Origin of the sequence: Gimesia panareensis, from assembly GCF_007748155.1 — a bacterium.
Lineage (GTDB): Bacteria > Planctomycetota > Planctomycetia > Planctomycetales > Planctomycetaceae > Gimesia > Gimesia panareensis.
On the sequence record NZ_CP037421.1, the window covers coordinates 1,500,435 to 1,519,596 of the forward strand.

Consider the following 19,162-nt stretch of genomic DNA (forward strand, 5'->3'; position numbering starts at 1 on the left):
GTTTAGAAGCTCGTGGCTTCCCAGTAAGATGCGGGGCTGAGATTTCAACCCCTCTCCTGCTTAATTCCGGAACACGCGACAGTTGGCAAGAACTTGCCAGCTGCTGATTGTCTTATTGAAGACAGACTCGTCTCTGGCGGTTTTTATCCAGTCGATCCGATGGGGGCTTCCTGAGAAACCGTTCTGTCCGGCAATCAGGCTGATTGCAGCGGATGTGTTTACTGTACGTTAAACCATCGGGTTGCAGTATAATTACTAGGGACACTACCATTGCTCCGTCTGGCCGTCAAGCGACTGGCTGGAATCGGGTTAAACGGTGCCGGAATTACTCAGTATCTTCACGAAAGCCGACGTAATCCGCGCTGGTGGGTGACCGAATCCCCTGAAGTCAGTAGAATTAACATGGAAATTGACTGAAGCTGTGTTAACATTAAATTGAGCGCTGGTGATTCCGATCTGGGGCCATTCTCGGGGTCATGTTAACTCGCTTTCATTTCTTTACTTACAAATCTTGAGACTTCGACACGGGCTGCACCCATGATTGCGAAACTGATTCCATTGAATGGTGGTCAGCCGATTCTGATTGAAAAAGATGTCACAGTTGTCGGTCGGAAATCGGATCTGTGCGATATTCAAATCGACAAGAACAGCATCTCTAAAATCCATTGTGTGATCATCAAGACGGATGGTCTGTTGTTCGTGCGGGATCTGTGCAGCACGAATGGCACACGCGTTAACGGTCAGAAAATCACCCGTGGTGCTTTACTGCCGGGAGATGAACTATCGATCGCTTCGACACGGTTCGAGGTTGAGCTGACCGGGAAGCATAAGGAAAAACAGGAACCGGTCGAAGAGAGCAACCGGCAGACGGAAATGCTGACCGCCTTCAACCTGGAAATCGAAAGCGTCGATGAAAAACTGGATTCCGATGGCAGCAGTGAAATGAAAATGGCATCGGAATAAGCTCCCGGATCATCCCGCGAGCTGCAGTGAGAGTTCTTCTTCATTCAGTGAGACAATCGAGATCCCCAGTTTGTCTGCGAGGTCTGCGACTTCCTGCTGATCGATCATGATGGTCTGATTACTTTCGATAGCCAGCACTCTGCCTCCAGCTTCGTGCATGGTTTGCAATGTCTTGATGCCGACAGTCGGGACGTCAAACCGGCGGTCCTGCTGAGGCTTAGCAACTTTGACTACGGTAAATCCGCCCCGCTTGCAGAGCTGGCCTGCCCGCTGGATGGCACGGTCGGTCCCTTCAATCGCCTCCACGGCGATCACGGCTTTGTCATTGATGACGATGCTTTGTCCGATATCCAACTGGCCCATCTGTTTGGCAATGTCCCAACCCATTTTAATGTCTTCCCACTGGGCCTGACTGGGACGTCGTTTGGTCAGAAATCCGTGCTTCACGAGTAACTCCGGGCAATAATCCAGGGCAGATTCGAAATAAAGATTGTCACGTTCAAATTCTTTGATCACCGCCAGCAGCAGGGTATCATCTTTCCGGTCTTCCCTGGCATAGCGATACCACATATGCAGCGTGCGAAAATCGGGTAGCAGTTTGAATATCCGAAACGGGCTGAACAGGACGGTTTTTTCAATTTTGCCTGCCATGATCACGCGTCTGACCTGTTCCCGTTTAAACAGTTTGATCGCCCGACCAATGCGCGCCAGGGGAATCCAGTGGAAGGTATCGCAGATTTCCATCAGTTCATCACTGGCCATTCCAAAGATGCCCAGGCAGCAGACGGAATAGCCCTGCTGCTGCGCCTGTTCCGCAAAGACGATGGGAAAGCGGCCCGCACCGGCCAGCAGTCCGATCTGTCGTCGGGAATCGGTAGTGGTGGTTTGCAATGTATTATTCATCGTTAATCTGTGAGTTTCACGTTGAAACGGGTGGTGAAATGAAGACTCAGGTTAGCGCTGATTCGTCGTTGATCTGACTGGTATTTTTCAGGGCTTCAAATTGTTGTGTCAGTGTTTTGATGTGCTGTTCCAGATCACGGAGCTGTTTCCGCATTTCGGGAACTTTGCGGATAGACATCACAATTTTCCGCTGTTCTTTTTCAGGGGCCGCGGGAGTTCCAATATGAACTTCGCCTGCGGGGATATCCCGGTGGACGCCGGCTCTCGCTCCCAGAGTGGCCTGATCGCCAATATGCACATGATCTGCGATGCCGACCTGGCCTGCACAGCGAACATAGTCACCGGTGGTGATGGAGCCGGCAAAACCGACCTGTGAGGCAAAGGCGTTGTGTTTGCCGATCTCGCAGTTGTGGGCGATCATCACCTGATTATCGATCTTGGTTCCCTGCCCGATGACCGTCGGACCAATCATGCCCCGGTCGATCGTCGTTCCGGCTCCGATCTCAACATCTTCTTCAATGCGAACACTGCCCAGGTGGGGAATTTTGATATATCGTCCGTTTTCGAAACGATAACCGAATCCATCGCAGCCCAGGACGGCAGTTGCATGAATCAGAACGCGATCCGCAATTTTCACATCCGGATAGAGGACTGTGTTAGCGTGGATGGTAACATCGTCTCCCAGGACACAGTCATCGCCGATATAGACACCCGGATAAATCCGGCAGTTGTTTCCGATTTTGACTCCGGGGCGAATCGTGACCCGCGGATAGATATCACAGTTTTCTCCAATCGTGGCTTCATCGCTGATGTCTGCTGCAGAAGAAATTCCAATCTGAGGCAGTTCTCGCTCGTGGCGTAGTTTCTGAATGACCTTGATAAAGGCGGCCTGAGCATCAACCACGGTCAGGGAGGTGATCGGGTTTTCTTCGAATGCTTTCTGAAAAGATTCTTCCAGCCGCTGCTCAATGATTACCGCGCCGGCCTGACTCGACTTGAGACGTTTCAGATTGAGTTCATCACCTACAAAGGTGATATCGTGTGGACCCGCTTTGAGAACGGATTCCGCTCCGTGTATTTCCAGTCTCTGATTACCACGGGCCGGGCAATTCAGTTCTTGAGCGATCCACTCAACCGTCGTCGACATCAAGGAGTCCTTTCCGAAAGATGCACGTTTGCGATATCTGTTGTCTGAATAGAATCCGGGAATACCATCATGGCATCTGTTATTTCATCATTTCCCGGATTCAGGCGTTTTTTACCTGATTTCGCAAAAGTAACGCAAGAGCATTTTTTAAGTCAGTAAAGACTCGCTCCGAATACACCGGATGTTAAGTGGTAGAGCTATCGATGATTCTTCTTTGGGGCGGGGGTTGAGACTCGGCAGAATTCAGGAATGCCACTGGTAGCGAACAGCCGAAGAATAAGGTAGGATATTGTTTTCAACGATTGAGTGTAATTTAGGTTGATTAGGTCGTTCTGGCTGGTGTTAATGTTCAGTTGTGCGGCAGTCGATTTTTCAGGAATGTTTGGTATTAACGATGTCGGTACGTGGAATTCGTGGTGCAACAACAGTAACTCAGGACGTTTCGGCAGAGGTTTTGTCTGCGACACGCGAACTGCTGGAGCAACTGCTCAAAGCGAATCGGATTGAGAACTTCGAAGATATTGTATCCGTCTTTTTTACGACGACTCCTGACCTGACGTCGGCCTTTCCTGCGGAAGCAGCCCGCGAACTGGGGATGAAATCGGTGCCTTTAATCTGTGCTTCTGAAATCGCGGTCAAAGGGGCCATGCCCCGTTGCATTCGCGTCATGATTCATGTCAATACGGACCAGAAGCAGTCGGAAGTGGTGCATGTCTACCTGAACGAGGCCCAGAAACTTCGACCGGATGTCGCTTCGGCTCAGTAGGTTGGTTTACTGAATCTTGATCTGCTTCGGTTCCTGATCAGGTTCATCGCTGCCGATGATCGCATTGGTCGATGTCCAGTGCAGCAGTTCATCGGAATCATCTTTCGCAAAAGTGAAGGGGATGCCGCGCTCTTCCAGAATGTCAGTGAGTTCATCCAGGGGATTTTTCAGAAATTCCGGTGGAAGCACTTTCTGGAGTTCGTCCCAGTGTGCCTTGACCAGGTTCATATTTTCCGGCGGGACCTGAATCAGATGTTCCGCCCGGTTGACGCGTGAAATCCACATGGCTTCGTGTAGCGTACGGTGCCGTTCTTCCAGTGAAAGCGAGGAGAAAGGGCGTTTATCCAGTTGCAACTGGTGGATGGTCTTGTTGCCCTTTTCAATGACATCTTCCAGATTCTGATCTTCTCGAAGCTGGTTGCGGCTGGCTGCCAGTCCCAGGGCCAGGGTATAACTGACAAACTGTTCTTTAGACATATCCCGTCGGCGGAGCGCTTTTTTCAGACTGCGATTGCGGATCCCGAACTGATCCCGGATGCGTTCCACTTCCCAGAGCAGGGAGAGATTCGTCTGTTCGCTGTTCACCAGGTCTTCGATGGGCAGCGAACGGATATGACTCCAGGCCGGTGCCGGCGCGTATACCGAGGGGAAGGTCGGCAACTTTTGTTGAGGCAGAAGCTCAACGACCTTGAGATAGCGTTTCAGCTCGGCCTCTGTCACCTTCTCATTAATCTGTTTCAGCTCGGTGTATTCCAGGGACTCATTCGAGCAGCCCGCGCTACACAGCAGCAGCCCGCTCAGGCAACAGAGCAGTGAAGATAAACGATGTTTGAACTTCGCCATGGGAGGCTACCTGCAGTCTGGCTCTGGAAAAAATCTGGTATCACGGATTGAAGAACAATCCGACGAATTCATGCCCACCAGGATCTGGATCCGCATTGAAAAGTAATACGGCCGTTTTTGAGCAGTTGATCTGTAGGAGACGCACAGAATGCTTATCGTCGAGAATCGTCGGCCGGGAAGACTGTTTTGCCGGGAATTCCGACTTGGCGGGTTGTAGGGAATGTAGCAGCGCTGGTCTATCACGAATGGATTTGAGGTTGCGATGTCTATCCAGGAGGGAAATGAAATCCAGTGACGCGATAGACGGTCGCTACGCAGACGACCGCCTGGGCCAGCAGGGCATAGATCCAGATGGACTGCTGTTTGAAAAATGATTCCACAGGCTGCTGAGACTGTTCCCGCAGCTGCTCCCGGTTTTGCCAGAAGGGAATGGTCCACAACAGTAACCAGGGGAGAAAGATGAGCCAGAGTCGGGCCGCTTCTCCCATGTTTTTACCAGAGAGCCAGAGCAGACCGAGAACAATCACAGTGGAAAATAACAGGGATGATAGTCCAGTGGGGGAAGTCGCACCTGCAGTCGAAGCCTGGAAATGTCGTCGACAAAGTGACTTCACGACCAGCCAGGTGAGTGGTAGCCCCAGTGCCAGGCTGATCTCCAGTGGATTCAAGAGCAGCCACTTCCAGTAGGTGCGGGGATATTCCGCATAGAAGCCGGCATGATTCTGCAGATTGAGCAACCAGACTCGGGGAAGGTTCAGATGAAACAGCAGTCCGAGCAGGACCAGAGGCACACCAAATCCACAGAGACTCCAGCCGGCAGCGCTGAGCAGTCGTTTCCAGGGGAACTTACTTTGGGGTGTTGCGGTGCGTTGTTGCCAGGCACAGAAAAACGAGTAGAGGACGGCGCAGAGCGCAACCGGTAGAAAGGCGAGTGTTAGAAACAGTCCACTCCAGATCAGCAGGCCAGCCAGCACGAAGCAGAGAGCAGAATGGCGTCTCCAGGCGAGAACCCAACTGTAAAGAAACAGCAGAGCCAGCACGGAGTAGAGTGCATCTGACTTAGGTTGAAAGATCAAAGCGGCAGGGACCAGGGGCCAGAACGCAGCGACCTGCCAGCTGACGTGACGCGAACTGAATTCACGCGCCAGCAGAAACAGGGGGATCACAGTCAGGGCAGAAGCGATCAGTGTAATCAGAGTGGCACACCAGAGCACGGCACGATCCTGTTGTGTAAGCGGATGTGGTGTCATCGCGGTGGTCTCGGCAATGATTTCGCTGGCGAACTGAAAGGATGCGGGTTGCGATTCGATCAGGAACGATTGCAGTCCGGGAGAAGTCTCACAGAGCCGGATCAGAGCCCGGTAGAACAGCGGGAGCCCGGGTGGATGTGTGCCTTCATGCAGAACATCGCCGGCTTCCATTTTCGTTTCATACTGAGCGAGATAGTCAGAAACATTCTCAATTCCCGTGTTCGCTTCCGTGAAGTAACCGGAGGAGCCCTTGTAATACAATACAAAGGGCGCCTTGGAAAGGGAGTATTCAGCCGGCGGTGCGTCTTGCAGATAGAAGGACCAGAGGAAACTGCAAATTGCTAAGGTCGTCAACCAGACGGCTAACTCGCCGCGACTGCAGTCACGAATCCGAGACAGTCCCCACAGGGTTATGAACAGGTATACGATGAACAGAATCAGGGAGATGATCACACCAAACAGCAGGGCCGGTCCATTGAAGGGGATTCGCTGCCAGGTCCACTCTCCCGGGATACCCAGTGGGATCGTCTCAGAAGCGAGCAGGCACAGGGTCAGGATGATGGCGATCAGAAACGGGATAAGGGATCGAACTCGCATTGATCAGCCAGATGGAAAAGGGTCAGCTGACATGCAGCACGATACAGGTGATGTTATCTTTCGAGCCACCTTCCTGAGCCGCCTTGACAATTTCTTCTGCTGCCTGCTGAGGATCATCGAACTGGCTGAGCAGCTCCTGCAGTTTTTCGTCAGGAATCCCGTCAGTGACGCCATCCGAGCAGAGAATGATGCGATCCTGTGATTGTGGTTCCAGTTGTCGGGCCTGTGTGCCCGCACTGCCATCTTTGGTTCCCAGGTAACGGTAGAGCACATTTTTATAACGATGAGTTAACGCTTCTTCGGGAGTAATGGTGCCGGCATCGACCAGGGCCTGCGTGAGCGAGTGATCGGTGGTAAGCTGGTGCAGCCTGCCTTCTCGAAGCAGATAGACGCGACTGTCGCCGACCCCGCCGATAAACAGCTTGCCACCCACCTGGACGACAAACACGATGGTTGTTCCCATACTGCGACAGTTGGGATCCAGTTCTCCCAGGGCCATGATTTCGCCATTGGCGTGGGCGACTGCTTTGTCGATCGACTGAATGACTTCCTCTGTGGGATGGGAATTGAAATCAATCAGTTCGTCGAGCTGTTTGGGAATCAACTCAACCGCTAACTGGCTGGCTTTTTCTCCGGCACACTGTCCACCCATACCGTCAGCGACCAGAAAGTATTTCCGGGATTGATCGATGAAGAAATTATCTTCATTATTCTCGCGGAAATTTCCGGTGATGCTGACTGTACCGTAACGAATTTCAACCATTAATGAGCCTGTATGTGCGTCGATGAAAATTCAGATTGGGGTGGAAGAATCACAGTGCCTGCGGGAGACATCTATGAGATTTCTGAGAGTATCATAACATCTTTTCATGGCGATGGAAATTTTAATAATGCCGTATCTGCTGGTTTTTTAGCGTCTTAGGAACAATGTCAGGGACAGACGGTTTGTACCAGATCCCGGACACCCAGGGTGGTGGCACAAATGAAAAGCTCTCCCGCTTCAAATCCGGCACTGGTGCCGACCAGCCGGTTCTGGCTTTCGACCAGGCGGTAAACGCGTTTCTTTTCCGGGGGGAATTGAGACTGATAAGCGCGGATGGATTCGAGCTTCTGGTCCATCGTTTCTGAAATATCCACTACAAACTGTCCACTGCCTTCCGGGTAGTTCAGGGAACCGAAACCGAGAGGATACCAGACCTGTTTCTGAATTGTATGTGGTTCAGTGTGGCTGAAATGTTCATTCCATTTCGTAAGTCGCGAATAAAAAACGGCTGCATCAGTGATCTGCATCGCCTGCCAGTGGTCCGGGGATGCCATTGGAGTTTTGCCAGCCAACCCCAGTACTACTTTGGGTCGGTATTTGCGAAACAATGTTGCCAGCGCTACCCGGTTTTCAAAGCTGTCGAACAGTTTCCTGTTAGTCAGTTCCAGAGTTTCGCGCACCTGGACTCCCAGAATTTCTGCTGCCTGCCGCGCTTCTTCCAGGCGATGTTCCGGCCCGGGACTCAGGGGGGTGGGCTCACCATCGGTGAGATCGATGATACCAACTCGATAGCCCTGTCGGACCAGTTTGGCGAGTGTACCACCACAGGCAATTTCGACATCATCAGGGTGAGCACCGACGGCAATGACATCCAGGGGTTCAGGAAGTTCTAAGTTCATAACAGCGATTCTCTGTTGTTCGCATATTTGAGTAATCTTGAAGATTCAGACAGTCTGCTCAGGCGTTTGCGGGAAGGGGCGTTCTAAGCGGCTGAGGTTTGCGGTGCAGGTTTCAGCCGGCGCCGATCTGACGAGCAGTGAAAACTATTCTTTGTGCTCAGGGAGTATTCGTCAATGATCGCTGCCGGTTTATCTTTAGAATCACTCGAATCGATGGCCGGAAAGTGTCCTGTGTGAGAGTTTGATGAATTTCAGAAGTGGCAGCATCGGCTGGGCAGGATCTCCGTATATCTCCAGGTGGTCACTGTTCTGCGACCTGCTTTTCTGCTTCGATAATCACCTGCCTGGTTTCTTGCGGAGTCGCCGCTTCGCGTAGCTTTTCGACAAAATCGGGGAGTTGCAGCATCCGTCCCAGTCGTGCGAGGACTGAGAGGTGTGTGGCTGTGTCGGAGCAGATCACCAGAAAAAAAATATCAGTCAGACCTCCCTTATCAGCGCCAAAGGGAATGCCCGAGAGAGTTCTGCCGTACGCGATCAGAGGTTCCCCCACGGCATCGGGAATCGGATTGCGGGGGTGGGGAATCGCGACACCATTTTCAAAGGCAGTCGGATAGGCTTCTTCGCGTTCTTGAACTGCCGTCAGGACGGTCGCTGGTTCCCAGATCTGCCAGGTTCGACCTGCGATTTCGATCAGGCTTTCCAGAACAGAGCGTTTTGTGCGGGCATCCATGGGAACTTCCACCAGTTCCTCGGGCATCAGGCTGCTGATCAGATGCTCTGAATCCAGCTGAGTTGTGGGATGTGTCTGTTCCACCAGTTCCAGTTCAGAGGTGGAGTAGCTGCGCATTTCGTGTTCCAGCCAGTGAGTAATCTCCGTGGAATGGAATAACCACTCGCCGTTGACTTTGCGGCCGGGGATTCTGCCACGGTTTGCCAGTTTTTCCAGTTCGCGTCTGTCGCGACCTAACTGTCTGGCTAAATCATCCAGGCTGTAAGATTCATGTGCCATTGCCGGGTACCATGTCTTTGTGGAAATCGAGGACAGATTAATCAGTGTATCACTTAACCACATTCCGTCAGGATGCGGGTCTGGAATTTTCACACAAGACAACCTGAGTACCAGCTCAAGCAAGATTGTAAGCGGGGGGAGGAATTTCTGGCTGGGTATTGGAAGCTGGTATTACACGCCTGCAGATTGCTGCTGGTCTTTATGGTAAACCATCAGAGAGTTCAGAATCAATCAATCGACGTGCTGATTCACAGCAGTTCGCGGTAAATGGACCGGATGTCCGTCTGCTATTCGAAGTGGGAGGCTTCTGTCTGGCAGGCGTGTCGAACTCGGGAAAGCAGGGATTCATAGTCTGACTGCCAGATCTGATCCGACCAGACTTCCAGGTCATAGAATCCTTTGTAACCGGAGTCATGGATCATCTCCAGCAGATCCAGTTGCGGGAACTGGGTGATCAGTTCCTCGGTGGAATCCCAGTCAGAAATCTGGACGGATGCAATCAGGGGCATGATTTCAGCAAGTAACTGCTCGGGATTGTCTTCATTAAGCAGCAACGCCGGTTCAAGAGCCAGACCAACTGCAGGGTGCCCACAGGCATCGATCAGTTCCAGTGTCGCATGCAGCGAATTCAGGAAAGTCCAGTGTCGTGCCTGTGGAGAACGCATGGTTTTGAGTGCCAGCCGGGTACCGGTCAGTGAGGCGACATCGCCCAGGCGTTTTAAGGCTTCCATCGTTAAATCGCGCGCGTGATTCAAAGTGTGTCCCGCACGGGGACCACTGGCGACCTGGATCGCAGCCGCATTTACCTGTCCGCCGAAACAGATCAGTTGAATGGCATCAGCAATAGCATCTTCGAATGCATATTCGTTACTGCCTGTGAATCCCCCTGCCAGAGAGACAGTGGAGACTTTCATTCCCGAATCGATGACCAGTTCTGCAGCTTCTGCCGGCTCCAGATCCAGAACCTTCCGGTTCCACAAACCAACTGCAGGGATGCCTGCTGAGAGCAGACCGTTTAAGCTCTCTTTGAACGACCAGTGGTAGGTCGTGATCTGATTGACTGAGATTCGCTCCAACAGCGAAAGGGATTGACTGGCATGTTCTGTTTTAATCGAGGAAGCTGGAGTTGAGAACGAACTGACTTTTTGCTGTGAGAGAAGCTCTTTAGTCACTCGGTCACCTGCTGTCTGGAGAGAAGATCAGGTATATATTTTCAATCGAAAACTGATGTTTTGATTGTCAATAACAATAATATCTGCCAGACAAAACTGTCTGGCGGTTCTGGAACAACCGAATTCCAGTCTGGCGGCTCAGAACCCGATACGCGTGAGACGTATCATAAGCAATCACGAATATATTTCCATACTAAAAATAGAAAACCTGATTTGCTTACAACCAATATTGTCTATCGCGACAGAAAGTCAACCGACATCAATCATCGTTTTGATGACTTGAAAAAACTTTCTGTTTACAAGCGGTTTCTTTCAGGAATGATTTTGAAATACAAAAAATTGACGCTTTGTTAATCCCGGTTGCTTCTATTAAAAAATGGTGTTGTTTCAAGTCAACTTCGCACTCTATCATCGTGTCTGTTAATCAGGAATCTGATTTTACCGTCAGTGAAATCAATCACGGTAACGCCTGCAGACAGAAAGTCACAGATGAGGTCTGCTTTCCTGATCGGATGGTCTCAAGTACGCATCTTGTAATGAACGTACCACGTACATTGATGGCACATCATGAGCGCTGATCTGAATGATCAGACGGTATAGACCGTGCATCACATGTTCTGCGGAAATGAATTCACAAAACATGTGACGCACAGGGGTGGATGGTCAGGAAGTTCTCACTACGTGGTGGTGATCTTAGTGTGAGGATCGTCTGAAACATTTACCCAGACGTGCACGTGTGGAGCACCGCGATAATGCCAGACAAAAGAGGGACCTTCCAGTCGCCAGATATCCCAGACTTCATCTTTGCCGATGTCGCCGGACTGGTAGAAGGAGACGCGGCACTTGTCCAGTCCGCCCTGGGTATTGATGCACTTCCGTACTTCCTGTTGATCGGATGTGCGGAAAGGTTCGAGTAGCAGGCTGAGTACGCTCTGCATTTCCTGTTTCTGATCTTTGGTCATGTCCGCGATGGACAGGCCTTCGATCTGATCGGCTGATTTTTTGAACTGCACCCGTGATTCCTGAGGTGCCTGGCGAATCAGTGCCTGTTTGCGTTGCTTGCCGTCCAGGATTTTGTAGACGTGGTTGGCTTTCAGCGCCTGTTGCCAGAAAACATTCCCGGGATGGTCCGGTTTTTCGTTGAAGTCCTCGGCAGCATGCCCGTAGAAGATCGGCCCTCCGAACGCCAGATGTTCGGCGCTGTCGCCATCGCTGCGTACTGTAGTGTGACGGCCGGTCATTACAAACTGGAACTGATCAGTGCCCGGCGTTCCAAAGATCGCCAGTGACTGTTCTTCACCGTATCCACCCTGATCGTCGAGTAACTGCTGTCGGATTTTTTTATGCCAGCTCGGATCAAAGTGACCGAAGAAGATTGCTTCGATGAGTTCCTGCTGGTCTTTGGTGTAGAAATCGCTGGTGACATAAGGCTTGGTGATGTTCCAGTTCGCCTGGATTTTCTGTCGCAGGAAGCCGCCTTTGCTTTTGTGGTTCCAGTCAAAACAGACGCTTGATTTTTGAGCAGGAGTCAGGCTTTCATACAGTTTTTTTACCAGTGGCTCCGGAGCAGATGTTTTGGCTGCTGACTCAGTCTGACCTGCCAGCAGATGTTCTGCACCCAGTAGAGGGGACCCCGCCAGTGCGGCTCCCATCGTCTTGACGAAATGCCGTCGAGAGATCTGCAGGAAGTCGGGTGTGTCATTGTTTGCGGATGAGCCAGGATTTAATTGCATGAGAGCACCAGTCTTTGTGTTAAAGGAGAGAGGTTAGATTGTTCCGGTCCAGCCATCAGTTTATCAATCCCGGAACTTGACCGTCAAATAAAATCCCGGAACTGGCTGTTTCAGAGACACACAGCAGACATCGAACAGACGCTGAAAGGGCCCTATAATCGTTAAGGAAGTTCCGCAATGTCCCGAAATGCTGATAATTGGTGCTGGTATCCCCCTGAGGGCGTTGTTAGTCTGTTGATGTGGTTTTGTGTTCACAGATCGAGGGCAGACCATTTCTGAAAACTGGCAGATGGAGCGCCGGGCATAATTGAATGTTGATGAATGTAGGCTTAGAATGACTGGTTCTTTTATCTACATTTCCATAGTCAGGTTCTTTTAACAGTCAAGTCGGGCAATATCAGCGTGTTGTATTTCCATCATCGATCTCGGGATAAGTGGAGACAGGTGTCTGTCTGCGCCTGGCCAGGCAAGTTGATCAAAAGGTGGTCTTCATTACTGTTATTGATGGTAGCGGTCAGTTTTCTCTGGGGGGCAGAGCTGGCATGGGCTCAGTCTTCGACACCAGCAGCACCTGCCGGGAATGAGAAAAAAGCCCCTGTACCAGAGAAGAAAGCCCCGCCAGCTCCACAATCGCTGCCCGGTCCGGAGAAGCTGCTCAATGGCGGCAATTTCTGGGATCACTGGAAATTCGTCAGCGAGGAAGCGAAGGAAGCCAATCGAAATGTGACCTGGAAAGTGGTCAGCGGTGTGAAAGATCAACCCAGCGTTCTGATCTGTTCCGGGAAACCATATGGTTATATCCGGACCCAGAAGTCATACGAAAACTTCCAGTTCAGCATGGAGTGGATGTACCCCAGCGACCCGAATGCCAACAGCGGCATTTTACTGTTTACAACCGAACCAGATAAGGTCTGGCCCAAAGCATTTCAGGTGCAACTGCACCGACCCGAAGCCGGCTACGTGTTTCCCACTCCAGGCAGTGGTGCGAAATCAGCTAACAAGCTTTCGCCAACCACTCCTCTGGATCTGCCTGTGGGCAAGTGGCACAAGTGTGTGTTAACCTGTCGTTCCGGAAATATCTCCGTGATGATCAACGGACTCAAACTGGGTGAAGTCACCGGTTGCGATCCGAGTAAAGGGGCAATTGCCCTGCAGAGTGAAGGCTCGGAAATTCACTTCCGCAATCTGGTCGTCGAAGTGCTGGCTCCCGCGCCAGCCCCCGAGTCGCCCACCAAACCAAAAAAGGATGGCGAATCCTGAGCGAAGCGGTTCAGGACTTTGGTTGTCTCAGTACCAGAGTCGGGCAGGGGGCGTGCCGCAAGACCCGTTCTGCCACTGAGCCCAGTGCCAGTCTGGTCAGCCCGGTATAGCCGTGTGACGGAATGACGATCAGTTCTATTTCCTTCTCTTTCGCATAGTCTGCGATCTTGATACCGGGATCGCCGATCAGGGTTTCAAAGGTAACCCCTTCGATCTGGTGCTTCGTGAATTCTTCTTTCGCCAGTTTATTGACGTGATCGGTGCGTTTTTCATCGGTCAGTCCCCCGAACAGCACCCCAGGGGAAACCAGGTCCAGCGGGATCATCACGTGCACGACCGTCACTGAGGATGGATCTTCCGCGATTTCAATGGCCTTTTTGATCGCTTCCAGAGAGGCTTCTGAGAAATCAACGGGGACCAGAATTTTTTTGCCGTGGAAGTAACTCATGATGTCATGCTTTCCTGAATTTGAGAGAGGATGAAAACAACCGACGCTCTTAATTATAAGTATTCAGAGTCAGGGAGAACAACGCTGCACTTTCTTTGAAACAGCTCAATTTCCCTGTTGGTCAAATTCACCGGACTTGTAACGGGTCCAGTAGCCGTCGAGTTCTTTTTTGACCCGGTTCGAAAGCAGCAGTACGCCCAGGATATTGGGGAAGGCCATTCCCAGGATCATCAGGTCGCCGAAGTCGAGTACGTTAGTGGCTGAGACAATCGAACCCAGGACCACAAAGACCAGAAACAGGATCCGATAGGCCATGGACACTTTCTGGCTGTCGCCGAACAGAAACGCCCAGCAACGTTCTCCATAGTAAGACCAGGAGATCATTGTCGAGTAGGCGAACAGGATGACCGAGACAGAGAGCACATATTTGAAATACGGAATCTGGGAATCCATGGCTTCGGAAGTCAGGGCGGCTCCTTCCTTGGCTGCAATCAAATCCGCGTATTGGGGATCGTTGTAGGCGCCGGTAATGATCATGACCAGCGCGGTCATGGTGCAGATCACGATTGTATCAATAAACGGTCCCAGGGAAGCGACGATACCTTCTCTGACGGGGTATTCTGTTTTGGCAGCCGAGTGGGCGATCGCGGCCGACCCGACGCCGGCTTCATTGGAGAAGGCCGCGCGCTGGAAGCCGATGATCAGCACGCCCATGATTCCGCCATACAGTGCGTCCGGGTTAAAGGCACCTTCGATGATGGCCATAAACGATGCTGGGACTTTTTGAATATTCAGGATAATGATTGCCAGTCCGGCGAGTACGTAAATACCGCACATGAAAGGGACAATTTTTTCCGTGGTTCGGGCAATGCTGCGAATCCCGCCGATAATCACAATCCCGACAAAGAGTGCCATGATCAGGCCGTATACCCAGCTGTTCTCTTTCAGGAATGGAAAAGTTTCTGCTACGGCACCAAGTGAAAGCTTGACCTGAAACGCATTACCCCCTGCCAGCGATCCACCGATACACATGACGGCAAACAGAATTGACAGGAAGCCTCCCAATCCTTTCAGGGCGCCATTGCCGGGGAAGTGCTGCATCAGTCCGGTAGACAGGTAGCACATGGGCCCCCCCATGACACGACCATCGGGATTGATGCGACGATAGATCTGGGCGAGGGTACATTCTGCAAATTTGGAGGTCATTCCCAGGAGGCCAGCCAGCATCATCCAGAACATGGCACCGGGGCCACCAGTGCTGATCGCCACTGCGACCCCGGCAATGTTTCCCAGGCCCACGGTCGCAGACAGGGCAGCGGTTAAAGCCTGGAAGTGGGTGACTTCCCCTTCATCCTCCGGGTTATCGTATTTTCCCAGGACCAGCAGAATCGCATGTTTGAAGGCGCGAATATTAATGAAATTCATACGAAGCGTGAAATAGGTGGCACCGATCACCAGCCAGAGTACCGCCAAAGGGACTCCGGTTCCCTTTTCGATCTGCGTCGGTGTGACGGGCACCGGATAAAAAATCAAGCTTCCCAGGATGCTGTTAAACTGGCCAAACAGCTCGTCTACTTTTTGTTCAACCAAAGCGAACCCACCAGTGGCGGGTTGATCTGCCTTAGCCTCGGCTTTTTCGAGGGCAGCTTCCAGAGATGCGGTTTGCTGTTCTGTTTTGGCTGGTTGCTCCGCAGGAGAGTCATCCTGCGCTTGAGTTGCGGAGGCTAACCCTCCCCACAAGATCATGGTCAGAGTTGCCATCAGCAGGGGGCGTGAGATAACGAGGGCAGGTAGCCTTTGGTATTTCATTTTCAGTCGGTTCCCATTTGCAGCTAACAGAGTCGGAGATTGGTTCCGATTTCATCAGTGTTCCGTCTTCAGGTACAGTTCCGAGCGACAGAATTTGAATTGTGTTACAGCATTTCTTGAGAAAATGAGTTCAGGTTGGTCAGTCTTCAGGTTTGGAACAGGACCGTTTTTGGGCAGTCCCGGAAAGCGCTACTCTGTTTCAGGTGATCCTGATTGTTGTATGATACTATCAAATAAAGATTTACGCTCCAAGACGATTCTGAAAAAAGCAGCGAATTCATGCGCGATTTTGAAACTGAATCTCAATTGGCGATTTTAGACAATATTGGTTGTCAAAAATAACAAATCTGCCTAGGATGCTGGTATAAAGAGCAAATGAGACAAAAACTGTCTGGGCTTCTTCAGTTGTGGTTCAGGCGGCAAGTGATATTTACTTGAACCCGTTTCCCCTTATTACTTTACGAGAGCACGACCGATGCGAGTTTCAATTGATGAAAATGATCGTAGCTTTCTGCTGGGGCTCAATCGTCTGAAGTCTGCCACGATTCAGGAAATCTGTGAACAGGAAGGCGTGACAGCGACGGCAGTCCGTCAGCGCCTGGTCCGTTTGCAGGGACTGGACCTGATCGCACGGACGCAAGTCAAGGAAGGCCGTGGTCGACCTCACTACACCTATTCGGTGACCAGTCTGGGAATGAGACTGCTGGGCGACAACTACGCTGAGCTGGCCAATATCCTCTGGGACGAGCTCAAGGGGATCGACAACGAAGAACTCCGCTGCCGCCTGGCATCGCGCATCCAGACGGCGCTCGTACAACAGTATGGTCGAAACGTAGATGCCCCCTCCCTCCAGGGGCGAATGGAGCAGCTCAAGCAGGCTCTGGAAGAGCGGGGGTTTGTGGTCGAACTGGATCACACCGGGCCACTGCCGATTTTACGGGAACATAATTGTCCTTACCATGATATTGCCAGTGCAGATGCTTCAATCTGCGAACTGGAGCAGAGAGTCTTTGAACGCGTGCTCGGCACCAAGATGCATCTTTCTGAATGCTGTCTGGACGGGCACCATTGCTGTGAATTTGAGGCACAGTCCAGTTGATGGAACATAATTCCGTTTTATGAGGTTTCTGAATTCAAGTCGAATTCTGAATGACAGGATGAAATACGAAAAATGAGTTTGTTGAAAATTACCGACTTGCATGTCTCAGTCAGTGGCACTCCGATCCTGAAAGGGGTCAACCTGGAAATTAAACAGGGGGAGATTCATGCTTTGATGGGCCCCAATGGTTCCGGCAAAAGTACACTGGCTTATGCGATGGCAGGCCATCCCAGCTATGAAATTACTCAGGGGAAAATTGAAATTGACGGGACGGATATTTCAGAACTGGATCCCAATGAACGTGCCCGGCTGGGGCTGTTTCTGGCGTTCCAGTATCCCGTGGTGATTCCCGGTGTGAAAGTCGCCGACTTCCTGCGGCATGCGATGTCCAACGTACGAGACCCGGAACGTAAAGAAGGTGAAAAACTGATCCCGATGCGTGAGTTCCGTAAGGAACTGCGGGAGCAGATGACAGACCTGGGCATGGATCCGGAAATGGCCCGCCGATATTTGAATGAAGGTTTTTCCGGCGGTGAAAAGAAACGGATGGAAATCCTGCAACTGGCACTGTTGAAGCCCAAGTTTGCTGTACTGGACGAGACCGACAGTGGTCTGGACAGTGATGCAGTCAAAGTGGTGAGCGAAGGATTGAGCCGACTCTCAGGGCCGGAAATGGGCGTACTGATTATTACCCACCACGAGCGACTGCTGGAATTCAATCAGCCGCAATTCACACATGTGATGCTGGCTGGCCGAATCGTCGAAACCGGCGATGCTCAACTGGCAGCCGAGTTACACGAACACGGTTACACCAGTATTCGCGAACGTCATCCAGAGGCGGCAGCCGAAGAAGTTTCAGAAACCGTAGAACCAGTTTAAGTGTGTGGCCGGCCTTGATCACAGATAGTGTGATTCGTCTGGGCAGGGCCGAATTGAGAAAGCAAGCGATCAATTTTAAAACTAAGCATCCTCAAATTTGAGTGATGTGTCCGTTAATACAAAGTGGGAGAAGTTGAAATGGCAACCAGGTTGGATACCAATTCGGAAAATGAAAGCGTAGATATTGGTGATTACCAATACGGATTTCATGATCCCACCGACAAATATGTATTCACCGGTCAGAAAGGTTTGAATGCGGAAATCGTCGCCCAGATTTCCGAGATGAAAAATGAACCAGCCTGGATGCGGGAATTTCGTTTGAAATCATTCGAGATTTTTGAATCGAAACCAACTCCCGAATGGGGCGGCGACCTCTCCGAATTGAATTATCAGGATATTCATTATTTCGTTCGTGCTTCGGAAGGACAGGGACGCAGCTGGGATGACGTTCCCGATGATATTCGTAAGACCTACGACCGTCTGGGGATTCCCGAGGCAGAAAAGAAGTTTCTGGCTGGTGTGAAAGCCCAGTACGAATCGGAAGTGGTATATGGAAGTCTGCAGGAAGACCTGGCCAAACAGGGCGTGATCTTTACCGACACCGACTCTGCACTGAAAGATCATCCCGATCTGCTGAAGGAATACTTTGGAAAAGTGATTCCCCCTGATGACAATAAATATGCTGCTTTGAACTCAGCTGTCTGGTCAGGTGGTTCCTTTGTGTATGTTCCGCCGGGCGTTCACATCGAGTTTCCGCTGCAGGCCTACTTCCGGATTAACTCGGAAAACATGGGGCAGTTCGAGCGGACGCTGGTCATTGTGGATGAAGGGGCTTCCTGCCATTATGTCGAAGGCTGTACGGCACCGACTTACAGTTCAGAAAGTCTGCACTCGGCGGTAGTGGAAATCATCGTGAAAAAGGGAGGCCGCTTCCGTTATACCACGATTCAGAACTGGTCGAACAATGTGTATAACCTGGTGACCAAACGGGCGTTTGCCTACGAAGATTCACTGATGGAGTGGGTCGACGGAAACCTGGGTTCCAAGCTGACCATGAAATATCCTGCTATCTTCCTGATGGGAGAAGGCGCCCGCGGGGAAACCCTGTCGATCGCCTTTGCCGGCAAGGGACAGCACCAGGATGCCGGAGCTAAAATGGTGCACTGTGCTCCAAACACATCCAGCCGCATCATCTCCAAGAGTATCTCCAAAGATGGCGGCCGCTCCAGCTATCGTGGTCTGGTGAGAGTCGATCCCAAGGCGGATCACTGTAAGTCCAACGTGGTCTGTGATGCCCTGCTGCTGGATCCGGAAAGCCGCAGTGATACTTATCCCTACATTGAGATTGAAGACAATGATGTCGCGATCGAGCATGAAGCGAGCGTTTCCAAGATTGGTGAAGAGCAGCTGTTCTATCTGATGAGCCGCGGCTTAACCGAAGCGGAAGCGTCATCCATGATCGTGACCGGTTTCATTGAGCCACTGGTCAAAGAATTGCCCATGGAATATGCCGTCGAAATGAACCGACTCATTGAGTTGCAGATGGAAGGTTCGATTGGTTAGTTCGTGAGGGGTTCCTCCGCGCATCGATTAAATTTCTTAATTCATCAACTGGTTGAAAG

At 51.3% G+C, this 19,162-nt stretch carries 17 protein-coding genes; 6 read left to right on the forward strand and 11 right to left on the reverse strand.

The window, feature by feature from the left end; genetic code table 11:
- The first annotated feature begins 537 nt into the window (after positions 1–537).
- On the forward strand, positions 538–963 hold the full coding sequence (locus Enr10x_RS05700) for an FHA domain-containing protein (protein ID WP_145104851.1): 426 nt from the start codon (positions 538–540) through the stop codon (positions 961–963).
- Positions 964–972: 9 nt separating this feature from the next.
- On the opposite strand, the gene Enr10x_RS05705 is transcribed toward Enr10x_RS05700, so the two are convergent.
- Positions 973–1,866, reverse strand: a complete 894-nt coding sequence (locus Enr10x_RS05705) for an LpxI family protein (RefSeq protein WP_145104853.1) — start codon at positions 1,864–1,866, stop codon at positions 973–975.
- Positions 1,867–1,912: 46 nt separating this feature from the next.
- Complete coding sequence (gene lpxD, locus Enr10x_RS05710; RefSeq protein WP_145448406.1) at positions 1,913–3,013, reverse strand: UDP-3-O-(3-hydroxymyristoyl)glucosamine N-acyltransferase; 1,101 nt, start codon at positions 3,011–3,013, stop codon at positions 1,913–1,915.
- A 394-nt stretch (positions 3,014–3,407) separates the two neighbouring features.
- On the opposite strand from lpxD, the gene aroH reads away from it, so the two are divergent.
- Entirely contained in the window at positions 3,408–3,779 is a 372-nt protein-coding gene (gene aroH / locus Enr10x_RS05715) for a chorismate mutase (RefSeq protein WP_145104857.1), read from the forward strand.
- A gap of 6 nt (positions 3,780–3,785) precedes the next feature.
- Here aroH and Enr10x_RS05720 read toward each other — a convergent pair whose 3' ends face one another.
- The 7 genes from Enr10x_RS05720 to Enr10x_RS05750 form a co-directional block, all read right to left on the reverse strand.
- Positions 3,786–4,622: a hypothetical protein gene (locus tag Enr10x_RS05720; RefSeq protein WP_145104859.1), complete on the reverse strand. Its 837-nt coding sequence runs from the start codon at positions 4,620–4,622 to the stop codon at positions 3,786–3,788.
- Positions 4,623–4,888: 266 nt separating this feature from the next.
- On the reverse strand, positions 4,889–6,469 hold the full coding sequence (locus tag Enr10x_RS05725; protein WP_145104861.1) for a hypothetical protein: 1,581 nt from the start codon (positions 6,467–6,469) through the stop codon (positions 4,889–4,891).
- A gap of 22 nt (positions 6,470–6,491) precedes the next feature.
- Positions 6,492–7,232: a PP2C family protein-serine/threonine phosphatase gene (locus tag Enr10x_RS05730; protein WP_145104863.1), complete on the reverse strand. Its 741-nt coding sequence runs from the start codon at positions 7,230–7,232 to the stop codon at positions 6,492–6,494.
- A gap of 167 nt (positions 7,233–7,399) precedes the next feature.
- Positions 7,400–8,131, reverse strand: a complete 732-nt coding sequence (locus tag Enr10x_RS05735) for a PIG-L family deacetylase (RefSeq protein ID WP_145104865.1) — start codon at positions 8,129–8,131, stop codon at positions 7,400–7,402.
- 301 nt (positions 8,132–8,432) lie between these two features.
- The gene (locus Enr10x_RS05740) at positions 8,433–9,140 is read right to left on the reverse strand and encodes a PTS sugar transporter subunit IIA (protein ID WP_145104867.1); all 708 of its coding nucleotides are present in this window, start codon (positions 9,138–9,140) and stop codon (positions 8,433–8,435) included.
- 287 nt (positions 9,141–9,427) lie between these two features.
- A complete protein-coding gene (locus Enr10x_RS05745) occupies positions 9,428–10,312 on the reverse strand; it encodes a sugar phosphate isomerase/epimerase family protein (protein WP_145104869.1) in 885 nt (294 codons plus the stop codon).
- 677 nt (positions 10,313–10,989) lie between these two features.
- Positions 10,990–12,045 carry a DUF3500 domain-containing protein gene (locus tag Enr10x_RS05750; protein WP_145104871.1) on the reverse strand — a complete coding sequence of 352 codons (1,056 nt, stop codon included), beginning with the start codon at positions 12,043–12,045 and terminating at the stop codon, positions 10,990–10,992.
- Positions 12,046–12,549: 504 nt separating this feature from the next.
- On the opposite strand from Enr10x_RS05750, the gene Enr10x_RS05755 reads away from it, so the two are divergent.
- On the forward strand, positions 12,550–13,305 hold the full coding sequence (locus Enr10x_RS05755; protein ID WP_145448407.1) for a 3-keto-disaccharide hydrolase: 756 nt from the start codon (positions 12,550–12,552) through the stop codon (positions 13,303–13,305).
- Positions 13,306–13,315: 10 nt separating this feature from the next.
- On the opposite strand, the gene Enr10x_RS05760 is transcribed toward Enr10x_RS05755, so the two are convergent.
- The gene (locus Enr10x_RS05760; RefSeq protein WP_145448408.1) at positions 13,316–13,753 is read right to left on the reverse strand and encodes a universal stress protein; all 438 of its coding nucleotides are present in this window, start codon (positions 13,751–13,753) and stop codon (positions 13,316–13,318) included.
- Between the two features lie 105 nt (positions 13,754–13,858).
- Positions 13,859–15,562: an alanine/glycine:cation symporter family protein gene (locus Enr10x_RS05765; protein WP_232093243.1), complete on the reverse strand. Its 1,704-nt coding sequence runs from the start codon at positions 15,560–15,562 to the stop codon at positions 13,859–13,861.
- Between the two features lie 475 nt (positions 15,563–16,037).
- On the opposite strand from Enr10x_RS05765, the gene Enr10x_RS05770 reads away from it, so the two are divergent.
- From Enr10x_RS05770 to sufB, 3 genes are all read left to right on the forward strand, one after another.
- Positions 16,038–16,661, forward strand: a complete 624-nt coding sequence (locus Enr10x_RS05770) for a helix-turn-helix transcriptional regulator (protein ID WP_145104878.1) — start codon at positions 16,038–16,040, stop codon at positions 16,659–16,661.
- Between the two features lie 72 nt (positions 16,662–16,733).
- Entirely contained in the window at positions 16,734–17,540 is an 807-nt protein-coding gene (sufC, locus tag Enr10x_RS05775; protein ID WP_145104880.1) for a Fe-S cluster assembly ATPase SufC, read from the forward strand.
- A gap of 138 nt (positions 17,541–17,678) precedes the next feature.
- On the forward strand, positions 17,679–19,103 hold the full coding sequence (gene sufB / locus Enr10x_RS05780) for a Fe-S cluster assembly protein SufB (protein ID WP_145104882.1): 1,425 nt from the start codon (positions 17,679–17,681) through the stop codon (positions 19,101–19,103).
- Positions 19,104–19,162: the final 59 nt, after the last annotated feature.